The organism is Cnuella takakiae (genome assembly GCF_001953305.1).
GTDB classification, from domain to species: Bacteria; Bacteroidota; Bacteroidia; order Chitinophagales; family Chitinophagaceae; genus Flavisolibacter; species Flavisolibacter takakiae.
Genome location: NZ_MTFE01000010.1, coordinates 4300399 through 4312674 on the forward strand (window position 1 = coordinate 4300399; position 12276 = coordinate 4312674).

Annotated in this window: 13 protein-coding genes; 7 read left to right on the forward strand and 6 right to left on the reverse strand. The window is 50.6% G+C overall.

Annotation, left to right across the window (positions count from 1 at the left end; all coding sequences use genetic code 11):
* Positions 1–254: 254 nt before the first annotated feature.
* The 6 genes from BUE76_RS18390 to BUE76_RS18415 all read right to left on the reverse strand — a co-directional run bounded on the left by BUE76_RS18390 (position 255) and on the right by BUE76_RS18415 (position 5977).
* Positions 255–617 carry a DUF4296 domain-containing protein gene (locus BUE76_RS18390; protein ID WP_073043541.1) on the reverse strand — a complete coding sequence of 121 codons (363 nt, stop codon included), beginning with the start codon at positions 615–617 and terminating at the stop codon, positions 255–257.
* Complete coding sequence (gene porD / locus BUE76_RS18395; RefSeq protein ID WP_073043543.1) at positions 614–1528, reverse strand: type IX secretion system protein PorD; 915 nt, start codon at positions 1526–1528, stop codon at positions 614–616. Before porD ends, BUE76_RS18390 begins: the two co-directional genes overlap by 4 nt.
* Positions 1525–2715, reverse strand: coding sequence for a bifunctional phosphopantothenoylcysteine decarboxylase/phosphopantothenate--cysteine ligase CoaBC (gene coaBC / locus BUE76_RS18400; protein WP_073043546.1), 1191 nt, complete (start codon positions 2713–2715; stop codon positions 1525–1527). The genes porD and coaBC overlap by 4 nt, the downstream gene beginning before the upstream one ends.
* A 196-nt stretch (positions 2716–2911) precedes the next feature.
* Positions 2912–3253 (reverse strand): DNA-directed RNA polymerase subunit omega, encoded by a 342-nt coding sequence (locus BUE76_RS18405; RefSeq protein WP_073043548.1) that lies wholly within the window; start codon positions 3251–3253, stop codon positions 2912–2914.
* A complete protein-coding gene (locus tag BUE76_RS18410; RefSeq protein ID WP_073043551.1) occupies positions 3228–4040 on the reverse strand; it encodes an outer membrane protein assembly factor BamD in 813 nt (270 codons plus the stop codon). Before BUE76_RS18410 ends, BUE76_RS18405 begins: the two co-directional genes overlap by 26 nt.
* Positions 4041–4348: 308 nt before the next feature.
* Positions 4349–5977 (reverse strand): OmpA family protein, encoded by a 1629-nt coding sequence (locus BUE76_RS18415; RefSeq protein ID WP_073043554.1) that lies wholly within the window; start codon positions 5975–5977, stop codon positions 4349–4351.
* 214 nt (positions 5978–6191) lie between these two features.
* Here BUE76_RS18415 and BUE76_RS18420 point away from each other — a divergent pair, with 214 nt between their 5' ends.
* The 7 genes from BUE76_RS18420 to BUE76_RS18455 all read left to right on the forward strand — a co-directional run bounded on the left by BUE76_RS18420 (position 6192) and on the right by BUE76_RS18455 (position 12266).
* Positions 6192–7136, forward strand: coding sequence for a polyprenyl synthetase family protein (locus BUE76_RS18420; protein ID WP_245798360.1), 945 nt, complete (start codon positions 6192–6194; stop codon positions 7134–7136).
* 7 nt (positions 7137–7143) lie between these two features.
* On the forward strand, positions 7144–8847 hold the full coding sequence (recJ, locus tag BUE76_RS18425; protein WP_073043558.1) for a single-stranded-DNA-specific exonuclease RecJ: 1704 nt from the start codon (positions 7144–7146) through the stop codon (positions 8845–8847).
* Positions 8848–9144: 297 nt separating this feature from the next.
* The gene (gene rpsF / locus BUE76_RS18430) at positions 9145–9510 is read left to right on the forward strand and encodes a 30S ribosomal protein S6 (protein ID WP_073043560.1); all 366 of its coding nucleotides are present in this window, start codon (positions 9145–9147) and stop codon (positions 9508–9510) included.
* Positions 9503–9769, forward strand: a complete 267-nt coding sequence (gene rpsR / locus BUE76_RS18435) for a 30S ribosomal protein S18 (protein ID WP_073043562.1) — start codon at positions 9503–9505, stop codon at positions 9767–9769. The genes rpsF and rpsR overlap by 8 nt, the downstream gene beginning before the upstream one ends.
* A gap of 80 nt (positions 9770–9849) precedes the next feature.
* The gene (gene rplI / locus BUE76_RS18440; RefSeq protein ID WP_073043564.1) at positions 9850–10296 is read left to right on the forward strand and encodes a 50S ribosomal protein L9; all 447 of its coding nucleotides are present in this window, start codon (positions 9850–9852) and stop codon (positions 10294–10296) included.
* A gap of 375 nt (positions 10297–10671) precedes the next feature.
* Positions 10672–11112, forward strand: a complete 441-nt coding sequence (locus BUE76_RS18450) for an RNA recognition motif domain-containing protein (protein ID WP_073043568.1) — start codon at positions 10672–10674, stop codon at positions 11110–11112.
* A gap of 383 nt (positions 11113–11495) precedes the next feature.
* Entirely contained in the window at positions 11496–12266 is a 771-nt protein-coding gene (locus BUE76_RS18455; protein ID WP_073043570.1) for a rhomboid family intramembrane serine protease, read from the forward strand.
* Positions 12267–12276 lie beyond the last annotated feature (10 nt).

Sequence of the window (12276 nt, forward strand, 5' to 3'; positions counted from 1 at the left end):
AAAGGAGGCGAGCCGACAGGCAACGGACCACGGACGACAAGAGAAAGAAATGCTGTCCATTTTACCGAAACAATTGTTGAAAACAAAAACAGCCGCTGGTGCGGCTGCCATAGATGTTTTATACCGGTATAAATTATTACGAATGTTGAAAAACAGACCACGGACAACAGACGCCAAGACTAAGAGTCGTCTATGATCCCAAATCAGAATACCGTTCGCAACTTGTAAAACGACATTTGAAAAATGCATCCTGCTTATATAACAGGCTTTGCCCTGGCAGTATCCTTTTTTACTTCCGGCAATTTCTCCGCTTTTTTTACCATGTCGGTGAACACTACCTTCAGCAGGTCGGGACGATTTTTATAAAAAATAAAACTGCGCTTGAAATCTGTCTGGTTAATGCCATGCATGCGAAAAACCTCCTGGTACAGCTGGATGCGCTTATCATAGGCAGGTGTGATGGTATCAGCAGGGATGGTGTGGGACAATAAGCCATCGGCGCGGATCATGTCCCAGGTAATGGCCTCCATCTTTGCGGGCGGCAGTATATTTTCCGGCACTTCGGGCTTGCTGCCACAGGCCGCTAATACTAGCAGAAAAAAAAGGTAACGTATCATTTCAATTCGTTGTAGGCATTGGTATTAGGCGCATCGAGTCGGGCCAGCAGTTCGCGGGCCTGGGCTTTCAGGGATGGCGTGGCTTTACTGAAAATTCTAACCAGCTCATTGCTTTTACCCCCAAAGAAAAACTGGATGGCCATGCTGTTGGGTATTTCCTGGTTCAGGCGGTTGAGGCTGTTAAGGCCATTCAGGATGCCTTTACGGGCGTTTTCATCGTTTTCATGAAACTGGTCCAGTCCCTGGCGATAATAGTCGTAAAGGGCTTCGTGGATGGCGTTAAAGCGATTATCGGTCAGGTTGTCTACCAACCGGAAGCGGTTGCGGATGCCGTCAAAGGTTTTCCAGCCCACGATATCGCGGCCTTCAGGTGCGTTGTTTACAATGTTCTGGGCCCTGCGGTAATACGGTTCGCCTGCGCTGGGTGCAAATGAGTCGGCATCCATACCCAGCACCAGGTTCACATAATAAGCCATTACCGCGGTCAGGTTGGCCACCAGCGGGTCGGAACCCTGCACCCGGTTTTCATTGAACTCTACCGGCTGAAACTCCACATACCGGAACACCACATCGTTGTCCTGCCAGTTGATCAGCGGCGACTCGTAGGCCGAGTTGAACACGGGGCGGGCTACCTGCACCGTCAGCGACGCCTTGTAGGTATTATCGCCCAGCGCCTGCTCGATGTTGAGCAGGAAATTGCATTTGATCCGCTCCTGGGTAAGGTAGGTATCAGCAGTCCACTTACGGTTATTCAGGAAATTGATGAGCGAAGTCTGCAGGGTCTGAAACACCTTCCGGTCCACATTGGAACTGATTTGGGTGGCCACAACCGTAAGGCGGGCCTGCAGTTCCTGGGCATGTCCCTCCCGGCACAACAACACGAATAACAGAAAGGCTAGGATTCTTTTCATGATATCATTTGAAGCACCTGGCCGGCAATATCTTCGGCAACGGCTTCTTTTGTTTTTGTTTCAAATGCCAGTTCCCGGCCGTTATCCAGTACCAGGGTTATTTTATTGGTTGGCTTGCCAAAACCGGCACCGCTATCATTGAGCGAGTTCAACACAATCATATCGGCATTTTTGCTTTCCAGCTTTTTCCGGGCATTGGCCAGCTCATTATTGGTTTCCAAAGCAAAGCCCACCAGCAACTGGCCTTTCTTTTTCGCCGCCCCCAGGCTTGCCAGGATATCGGGCGTTTTGCGCAAGGTGAGTGTAAGCCCGGCCTCGCTTTTTTTGATCTTTTCGGCAGCTACCTCTTCCGGGGTATAATCGGCTACCGCAGCGGACAGAATGGCGATGTCATAATCTGCTTGTCTTTTCATACAGGCATCATGCATTTCCGCTGCCGATTGCACCCGAACCAACTCCACTCCTGCCGGCACCGCCAGCGACACAGGCCCAGAAACCAGGGTTACCGCCCCCCCTTTGCGGGCAATGGTTTCGGCCAAAGCGTATCCCATTTTCCCGGAAGAATGATTGCCAATGAAACGAACCGGGTCGATGGCTTCGTATGTAGGCCCGGCAGTGATCAGTACTTTTTTGCCGGAAAAGCTGTTTTGCCCGTTGAAAAAGCTTTCCATCTCGGCCACCATCTGTTCGGGTTCGGCCATACGGCCGTTGCCGGTAAGTCCGCTGGCCAACTCGCCAAATCCCACCGGCAATACATGGCAACCATGGCTGCGCAGGCTGTTCAGGTTATGCTGGATGGCCGGATGCTGCCACATATCATTATCCATGGCTGGGGCCACCCACACCGGGCAGGTAGCCGAAAGATAGGTAGCCAGCAAAAGGTTGTCGCAATGACCGTTGGCCATTTTAGCCAGGGTATTACAACTGAGCGGCGCCACCAGGAACAGGTCGGCCCAGCGGCCCAGCATCACATGGTTGGCCCAGGCGCCTTCTTTAAAGAGTTCGCTTTGCACCGGGTGGTGCGCAAGGGTAGACAGGGTAAGCGGGGCAACAAAATCGGTAGCGGCGGGGGTCATCACCACTTTTACTTCGGCGCCTGCTTTTACCAACAGCCGCACCAGGTGCACCATTTTATAGGCAGCAATGGAACCCGTTATACCAATCAGAATCTTTTTGCCGGAGATCATGATGCGAATGTAAGTTGGAAGAGGGGAAAGACGGTGAAGTCAGAAAAGACGGGAAAGATAGTACAGAAAATATCCTTCAGTTAAAGCGGCCACTGATATAAACAAAACGGTGCCGGCAATAGCCGGCACCGTTTACTATTAGGTCTGGATTTTAAAGACGCTAAGCATCCAATAAAAATCCTGCAAATCACCGGTCCTAGCTGAACAGGTCATCTTCGTTCTTACGGAAGTATACTTTTTCTTCCATGAACTCCTGGGTAGCCAGCAGTGCAGGGTTGGGCATACGTTCGTAAGCACGCGAGATCTCGATTTGCTCTTTGTTCTCGTGGATCTCTTCAAGGCTGTCGGTGTGCGAAGCAAACTCTTCGAGTTTGTTGTGCAGTTCTTCCTTGATGGTAATATTTATCTGGTTGGCACGCTTAGCAACAATCGCAATAGACTGATACAGGTTGCCGGTTTTAGCCTTCAGGTCCTGCAGGTTGCGCGTTTCCACGTTATTGGTGGTGCTGGTGCTAAGTTGACGTCTTAGTCGACTCATTGCTTACGTTTTTTATATTGTTTTTGGATAAGTTGATAAAGTTCTCTACTTCCTTTACCAGGCCGCTTTCGGGGAAGCGGTCATTAAAATCATTGCACTCTTCAATCACTTTCTCAAAGCGTTCCAGCTTTTTCTCTTCTACGCTTAATTCGGCCAGGCGGAAATAGCTTTTAATGGACCAAAGCTTGTACTCGTCGCCATGGCGGGTATCGGGGTAAGCGTTCAGGAGCGAATTGAAAGAAACGGCCGCAGCCCTGAACTGCCCAATATCATAATACAGGCGGGCAGCTTTGAAATCCTTTGTTTCCAGGCGCAAACGCAGGGTATCCATAATCTCCAGCGCCTCTTTCGACTTGGCCGAAGTAGGGTGGGTATTGATAAAGGTCTGCATCATACCCATGGCCTTCATGGTATTGGTCTGATCCAGTTCCGCCTTTGCCGATTGCTTGTAAAAAGTGTATGCCCGCATATACTCGATTTCTTCAGCCCGCTGCGAATTGGGAAAAGACTCGAGGTATGTTTTAAACAGGTTCTCGGCGTTTAAGTAATCCTTTTGGTTATAAGCGGTGAAGGCGTACTTATAATAAATGTCCTCAAACTCGGGACGGCCTTTGTAATAAGGCAATACGTCTTCATACAGCTGCTGCGCAAACAGGTATTTCTGCTTGGCATAATACTGTTCGGCCATGCGCAGTTTGTACTCGGGGTCGGTACTTTTCAGCACCTTACTGATGCCATTGCATGCCGAGAGCAGAACTACCAATAAAGCAACGGATAAAAAACGCATAAAGGAGGGCAAAGTTAATCAGTTTGGGCAAATATTCGGGATTTTCTCTAAGCTCCTGCTGCTGAGGCCGTTAATGTTGTGATAATTGGCAATGGAAACTGTTGCCGGTTGCAGCTCCCCGGCTACGGGTTTTCCTGAAACTTCAAGGTGCTGCCCGTTGTAAATACATATTGAATTTTGGCCGTGCCCGATATCTACCTGGGCAAAATTCATTTTCCGGCAACTCGCTTCCCGCAACCAGCGATCAGCAACCGGCAATAAAAAAGGCCCCTCAATGAGGAGCCTTTTTTATTATGCTTTGGATTTGATTATCCTTTGCGGAGGTTGGGGTGAGGAGCGGGTACATTGCTGGGACCTTCTTCACCGGCAGCGGCAGCGCGCATGTCTACGGTGTTGCAGTCACCACCTTCCTGAGCATGCTGGAAGATGAAGCGGTCAGCAGAGATACCTTCGCGTTCAACCAGGTGGTTGATCACGGCGTTCACACGATCCCAGCTGCGCTGTTGAGCAGCTTTGTTGGAAGCGCAGTAACCGGTAACCACTACGCGGCAGCCGGGGCTGTTGCGGAGGCGGGCAGCTACAGAAGCCAGCAGGCTCTGCGCATCGGTTGACAGGCGAACGGCATTGCCGGTGAAAGTTACGCTGGGCAGTGCACCGAGGGTAGTAGCGCAAGCGTTGGCAGAAGTGTCAACACCGCAACCTTCGGGGCAGGGGCATTTACCTACGCCATCAGCATCAACAGGCTGGCAATAAGTGGGGGTAACCAGTTCTTTATCGCGGGCATCAGGAACACCATCACCATCAGTATCGCGGCTTACACCGTGTGCGTCAACAGGAACGCCTTGGGGAGTTTGCTCCAGGTCAAACTGGTCGGTAACACCATCACCATCAGCATCGGGCAGCACGGGCTTGGGCAGACGCATCAGGCGGGGGTTGCGGATTTCGCTGTAGGGATACTCCAGGGGATTCAGCCAGTACAGGGGCTCCACGGTGCGGGCACTGTTACCCAGGTTTACGTTCAGACCCAGCGACAGGTAGTTGTAAGTGTCGTGGTCGCGGGTAAGAACAGGGTTGCCTTGTACTTGCTCGGCCCAACGCTGACCATCGAGCAGATCGCTCTTGGTAAGGGTGAAACGATCTTCCAGGGCAATGTTGAAACGGTTGTTCAGTTTGAAAGCAATACCTGCACCGATGTGGGCAACAGGAATGGCAGTCATACCGAGGAACTTGCCGCGGCTGGTGCCTTCGTTTTCAGCAGCAGATTCGTAATCGCCATCCAGCAGGTCGCGGAGGGCATCACGGATTTCTTTGCGGTTTTCGTAAGTACCATCTTGGGGAATGGTAGAGAAGTCGTAAGCTACATCAGGAGCAGCCAGTTTGTCAACACGTGCACCATAAGTGGTCAAGCCGATACCTGCCATCAGGTAAGGGTTGATGCCAGTCTTGGCTTTATGGAAACGAATATTGTTCAAAGAGAAGATACCTTCCAGAGCAAAGTCGTTCAAGGTAGTCTTGTAGTTGTAAAACACAGGCTGGCCGGTGTAACCCTGCCATGCTTCGTTCAGCGAGTAGTTGCGGGAGCTCTGCCAGTTGAGGCCTTTGGCAGTACCATTCATATACTCGGCACGCAAAGAGAAAACATAACCTAGCGCCTTGCGGATGTGCACACCGTAACCAAAACCGGGAAATACAGTAGAAACGTCACCGCCAATGTTTACGGAACCTGCCTTAATACCCACTTCCCACTGACTGCGGGGCTTTGCGGGGTAGTTGTAGGTCCCATTCATAAACTCGGTGTGCTGGGGCATTCTTCGCGAAGGAACAATGGAAGAATCGGAGGCCGAATATCCACCGGCAGTAGCAGGGGTTTGAGCAAAACCCGCTGTTGCCATCAGACATAAAGCGCCCGCAAGAAAAGAGTACTTTTTGCTTGCCATAACTTTTGATTGATTTTTAAAAAACAATGTCCTAATCGGGGCAAAAATAATTATTGACCTATAATTACCAAACTTTTAAAATATTTATCAACGCATTGGTAATAAAGTCCTTCATTTTCGCTGCGTTCAGCGGTACAATTCTCGTACCACACCTTGCTATATCTGGCTTCAGTCGTACCTTTCGCCCATTTTTCGGATGCGGTTACCTGTTACCTTGATTGAAAGTGAGCTGAAAATCTTTGAAGGCAAATTCAAAGAAGCCGTGAACAGCAATGTGCCCCTGCTGGACCGGGTGATGCAGTATATGGTTAAGCGAAAAGGCAAACAGCTCCGACCCATGTTTGTTTTCCTGTCGGCAAAGCTCTGCGGAACCATCAACGAAACCACCTACCGGGCAGCATCCCTGGTGGAAATCCTGCACACTGCTACCCTGGTACACGATGATGTAGTGGACGACGCACCCGAACGTAGAGGCTTTTTCTCAGTTTATGCTTTATGGAAAAACAAGGTATCGGTACTGGTTGGCGACTACCTGCTGGCCAAGGGCTTGTTGCTTTCTTTGGACAATAATGATTTCCGCATCCTCCAACTGCTTTCTGAAGCCGTGCGCAAGATGAGTGAAGGCGAGCTGCTGCAGATGGAAAAGTCGCGGTCGCTGAACCTGGACGAGCAGGTTTACTACGAGATCATCCGCGCCAAAACCGCATCCCTGCTGGCATCGGCCTGCGCTGCCGGCGCCTGGAGCACCACCGGTGATGAAGGCCAAACCGACAAAATGCGGGCCTTTGGCGATGCCGTGGGCATGGCCTTCCAAATCAAAGACGACCTGTTTGATTATACTGCCGATAACGTGGGCAAGCCCACCGGCAATGATATCAAGGAAAAGAAACTTACCCTTCCCCTCATATACACCCTCAACAATGTAGATAAGCAAACCCGCAAGGAACTTATATACATCATCAAAAACCAAAACACCCGCAAGGATAAGGTAGCGCGGGTAATTGACGTGGTTAACCAATCCGGAGGCATTCAGTATACCATAAATAAAATGAATGCCTACAAGCAGGATGCTTTAACGATATTGCACACTTTTCCGCCCTCCCCTATCCGGGATGGATTGGAAGAGCTGGTTAACTTTGTATCCGACAGAAAATACTAATCCTCCCATGCCGGCACAGAAAAGATGGCGCATCAATAAAGCGGATGAAACCTTGGCGGCTGCCCTGCAGGCCGACCTCAAGGTGCATCCTGTATTGTGCGATATCCTGGCACAAAGAGGCATTTATACCTTTGATTCCGCAAAGTCATTTTTCCGACCCCGGCTGGACCAGCTGCACAGCCCCTGGCTGATGAAGGACATGGACAAGGCGGTGGAGCGCATCCTCCAGGCTTTTGCCCATGGCGAAAAGATCCTGGTGTTTGGCGATTATGACGTGGATGGCACCACGGCGGTAGCCTGTGTGTACCAGCTGCTCAAAAAACTGCATGACGATACCGATTTTTACCTCCCCCATCGTTACCGCGAAGGGTACGGGGTAAGCAAGGCTGGTATTGACTTCGCCAAAACAGCTGGTTTTAGCCTGATAATATCACTCGACTGCGGCATCAAATCGGTCGAACTAATCGGTTATGCCAAATCGTTAGGTATCGATTTCATTGTTTGCGATCACCACCTGCCCGATGAACAGCTGCCCCCGGCAGTAGCCATCCTCAACCCCAAACAAAAAGACTGCGGTTACCCCTACAAGGAGTTGTGCGGCTGTGGCGTTGGGTTCAAACTGATTACCGCTCTTGCCCTGAAACTGGGCCTGCCCGATGATACCGTTTATAAATACCTCGACCTGGTGGCTACCGCCATCGCGGCCGATATTGTACCCATTACAGGAGAGAACAGGATACTGGCCTATTATGGCCTGAAGAAAGCCAATGAGGATCCCAACTTCGGCATCAAGGCGCTTACCCACCTCAGCGAGTTCCAGGGTTTACTCCATATTTCCAACCTTGTTTTCCTGATTGCCCCCAGAGTAAATGCTGCCGGCCGCATGGACGATGCCCGCAAGGCAGTGGAAATGTTTGTTGCGCCCACCTATGAAAAGGCGCTTGAAAAGGCCGAACAGCTAAATAGCGACAATAAAGACCGCCGCGAAGCGGATACCAATATTACAGAGGAAGCATTGGCCCTTATCCAGGGGGATGAACTCATGACCCACCGGAAAAGCACCGTGCTTTTTCAACCGCACTGGCATAAGGGTGTGGTGGGTATTGTAGCCTCCCGGCTAATCGATCATTATTACCGTCCCACCATCGTGCTTACCCGTTCGGGTGAATACGTGGCCGGATCGGCGCGGAGCGTAACGGGCTTCAATGTGTACGAAGCCATCCACCAGTGCAAGGACCTGCTGCTGGGTTATGGTGGCCATTTTTACGCTGCGGGCATGACCCTGGCACCCGAAAAGGTTTCCGAGTTCCAGCAGCGCTTTGAAGAAGTGGTGGAAGCCTCCATCCACCCCGAACTGCTGATACCGGAAATCGTTATCGATGCCGAGATCCAGTTCAAGGACATCCGCTGGCCTTTTTACGACATCCTATGCCAGATGGAGCCATTTGGCCCCGATAATATGAGCCCCACCTTTATGGCCCGCAGGGTAACCAACAGCGGCTACAGCAAAGTGGTTAAAGATGCGCACCTGCGTTTTGTGGTAAAACAGGAAGGCGTTAGCCTTACCGGTATTGGCTTCGGGCTTGCCGACCGCTGGCCCATCGTAGCCTCCGGTAATCCTTTCGACCTGGTATTTAAAATAGACGTGAACGAGTGGAACGGCGAAAAGAACTTACAGTTGAAAGTGCTGGATGTGAGGGAAAGTGAGTAGGGAGGAGACGGGAAAGACAGTAAAGACGGAAAAGTCAGTAAAGTCCGGAAAGTCCGGAAAGACGTTGTTGGTATTTGGAAATTTCTTACTGCTATCTGGGATCACCTTCTCTTTACTATCTCTTCTGTCTTTACTGTCTCTTCTGTCTTTCCCGTCTTTACTGTCTTTCCGGACTTTACTGACTTTCCGGACTCTTTTTAACACCCCCTTCTTTACTGTCTTTCCCGTCCCTGCTGTCTTTTCCGTCTTTTCCCCTACCTTTGCGCCTCATTTATTTTTAAACCTTAAACAGGGATCATGAACAATTATGAATTGATGGTGATTTTTACCCCTGTTCTGAGCGACGATGAATTCAAAGCCGCTCAGAAGAAATTCACTACCCTGGTTACCGACAACGGTGGTCAGATCGTAGCTGAAAACCCATGGGGACTGAAATCACTGGCGTATCCCATCCAGAAAAAAACCACTGGTTTGTACTGGGTGTTGGAATTTACTGCGTCATCCGACTTCAATGAGAAGCTGAAAATCCAGCTTCTGCGTGACGAGAGCGTTCTGCGTCACATGGTAACCAAACTCGACAAATACGCCGTTGAGTACAACCAGAAAAAGCGTAGTGGCGTACCTACCGGAAATGAAAAAGCAGCGGAGGTAAACAATGCCTAGACCAAATGAAATCAAATACCTGACGGCCATTAAGCAGGAGAAGCGCCCCAAGAAATTCTGCCGCTTCAAAAAGTATGGCATCCGCTACATCGATTATAAAGATGTAGAGTTCCTGAAAAAGTTCCTGAACGAGCAGGGTAAAATGTTGCCCCGCCGTATCACCGGTAACTCGCTGAAGTACCAGCGCTTGGTTGGCGACGCAATCAAGAAGGCCCGCCAGATGGCCCTCCTGCCTTACGTTACCGATCTGCTGAAATAAGAATCATCACCTAATTCATCCGCCTTTGGCGTGGTGAAGACAGTCCTGCCGCAAGCAGGATTGGTAAAACAACAACGACAATGGATATCATCCTCATTCAAGACGTAGACAACCTGGGCGGCAAGAACGAACTGGTTAAAGTGAAGAACGGTTATGCCCGTAACTTCCTCATCCCCCAGGGCTTTGCTGTAGAAGCTAACCCTTCTAACCGCAAGCAGCTGGCCGAGCGCCAGAAAGTAGCCGCCAAGAAGGAAGCTGCCATGCTGGCCGAGATCAACAGCGTAATTGCTAAACTGCAAGAGTCGCCGTTGAAAGTTGGTGCCAAAACCGGTACCAGCGGAAAGATCTTCGGTAGCATCACCTCCCTGCAGATCAGCCGCGCCATCCGTGACCAGAAAGGTTACGAGATCGACCGCCGCAAGATCACCATTGGTGACGACGTTAAAGAACTGGGTACTTACAAAGCCACCATCGATTTCGGCAACGGTAAATCTACCGAAGTGGAATTTGAGGTTGTGGGTGAGTAATTTACACCTCATCTTTATTAAACAGGGCCTGCACGCAAGTGCAGGCCCTGTTTCGTTTATGGGAAGCCTGGAATCCCATTTTACTGGCCTCCCATTCCTTCCGAAAGCGGCCAAACAGGCTGAACGGCTTTTACATGCACCTACAGCCCTTACCTCATGGGGCTTGGGCATTCCTAAACCCCTGTAATCAGGACCTTATCTGCCCTAATCCCAAATGCGAAACGGGAAATTTCTTTTGCCCGGGGCATAATATTTATTCAAAAGAATTCAGTTATATTCGTTAGGCACGAGTGTTCTTCCTGGTTCAGCTTTTCATTGAACGATTTTTGTTCATTGTTCGCGGCGAACGGTAGGCACTAACTAAAAATTCGCACAATGAACATTTACGTTGGAAATCTCAGCTGGAACCTGAAAGACCAGGACCTCCAGGGTCTGTTCACCCCCTATGGTGAAGTATCATCTGCAAAAATTGTAATGGACAAGTTCACCAACCGCAGCAAGGGCTTCGGTTTTGTAGAAATGCCCAACGACGAACAGGCACAAGCTGCTATTGCGGAGCTCAACGGCGCCGAAGTAGACGGACGCAACCTGGTGGTTAATGAGTCGCGTCCCAAAGAAGGCGGCTCTGGTGGTGGCGGTGGCTACAAGAAGAGCTTCGGCGGCGGTGGAGGCGGTGGCTTCCGTGGTGGCAGCGGCGGAGGCGGTGGCTTCCGTGGCGGCAACGGCGGTGGTGGCGGCGGTTTCCGCGGCGGCTCTGGTGGCTCTGGCGGTGGTGGCTTCAAAAAAGGCGGCTTCCGCGACGGCGGCGGTTATTAATCCAACCTAATTCAGCATATCGTGTAAGTCCTGCCCCCTGGGGTGGGACTTTTCATTTGACCAGTGATGAACAGAATTCGGGAAGGATGTTAACTCCGGATGTAGGAACCTAGCTGCAGTATGGCTCAAATTACATAGGAGCAAGACCGGGAATAATCTTTGCTCCTTCCCACTGGGTCATATGTACGCATGCTGTTGTTGAAATAAGCTTATCCAACTTTTCACTTTGGTACCAATTTGAAGCCTGCGTGGCAGGTAATCTGGCATTCAAAAAACCCATGTAAAAGCAAATGCTTTTGTCATAGCATCGTGTGAAACAAGTACCCGGGAACATATTAGAAGCCTCCTGTAAATCCTTTAAAAATCCTTCAAATCACTGGTTCATGTTTATTCCGATAGGCGACGACAACCGCGACCGGCGCATCACGCCCTATATCAATTACCTGCTCATCGCCACCAATATCCTGGTGTTTATTTTCTTCCAGGCATTTGGCCGCGATATCGGGTTTACCTATGCCTTTTCCACCGTTCCGGGCGAAATCCTTTCCGGCGCCGACATCATCACCCAATCGCGCATCATGGAGGACCCCTATACGGGGCAGCGGTTTGAAATGCCGGGCCTGCAGCCTACACCCATACCGGTGTATTTCACCCTGATCACTTCCATGTTCATGCATGGCGGGCTGGCCCACCTGGTGGGCAACCTGATGTACCTCGTCATTTTTGGCGACAACCTGGAGAATGTGATGGGCCACCGAAATTACCTGCTGTTTTACCTCCTCTGCGGCATACTGGCAGCGCTGGCACATGTATTTGCCACTTTCTTCCTTGGACACAACCCTTTAATCCCAAGCCTGGGTGCATCAGGTGCTATTTCGGGCGTTTTGGCAGGTTATATGCGGCTATTCCCCCGTCGGGGCATCCATGTTTGGATCTTCTTTTTTATCATCACCGTACCAGCCTTCCTGATGGTGGGACTTTGGTTTGTTTTCCAGTTGATCAATGGCCTGGGTGCCCTGGGTGGACAGGAAGCCGGTGGCGTAGCCTATGCCGCACATATTGGCGGCTTTATAGTTGGCTTTTTACTGGTAAAGCGATTCATCAAAACCCAACGGGTGGTACAGGTTCCCGGCAGCCGGGAATATTACCGGTAAAAGAAAAAAA

Excerpts from the sequence above, each read along its gene's own strand:
- BUE76_RS18390 (WP_073043541.1), bottom strand. The coding sequence starts at position 617 with ATGATACGTTACCTTTTTTTTCTGCTAGTATTAGCGGCCTGTGGCAGC.
- porD (WP_073043543.1), bottom strand. The coding sequence starts at position 1,528 with ATGAAAAGAATCCTAGCCTTTCTGTTATTCGTGTTGTTGTGCCGGGAG.
- coaBC (WP_073043546.1), bottom strand. The coding sequence starts at position 2,715 with ATGATCTCCGGCAAAAAGATTCTGATTGGTATAACGGGTTCCATTGCT.
- BUE76_RS18405 (WP_073043548.1), bottom strand. The coding sequence starts at position 3,253 with ATGAGTCGACTAAGACGTCAACTTAGCACCAGCACCACCAATAACGTG.
- BUE76_RS18410 (WP_073043551.1), bottom strand. The coding sequence starts at position 4,040 with ATGCGTTTTTTATCCGTTGCTTTATTGGTAGTTCTGCTCTCGGCATGC.
- BUE76_RS18415 (WP_073043554.1), bottom strand. The coding sequence starts at position 5,977 with ATGGCAAGCAAAAAGTACTCTTTTCTTGCGGGCGCTTTATGTCTGATG.
- recJ (WP_073043558.1), top strand. The coding sequence starts at position 7,144 with ATGCCGGCACAGAAAAGATGGCGCATCAATAAAGCGGATGAAACCTTG.
- rpsF (WP_073043560.1), top strand. The coding sequence starts at position 9,145 with ATGAACAATTATGAATTGATGGTGATTTTTACCCCTGTTCTGAGCGAC.
- rpsR (WP_073043562.1), top strand. The coding sequence starts at position 9,503 with ATGCCTAGACCAAATGAAATCAAATACCTGACGGCCATTAAGCAGGAG.
- rplI (WP_073043564.1), top strand. The coding sequence starts at position 9,850 with ATGGATATCATCCTCATTCAAGACGTAGACAACCTGGGCGGCAAGAAC.
- BUE76_RS18450 (WP_073043568.1), top strand. The coding sequence starts at position 10,672 with ATGAACATTTACGTTGGAAATCTCAGCTGGAACCTGAAAGACCAGGAC.
- BUE76_RS18455 (WP_073043570.1), top strand. The coding sequence starts at position 11,496 with ATGTTTATTCCGATAGGCGACGACAACCGCGACCGGCGCATCACGCCC.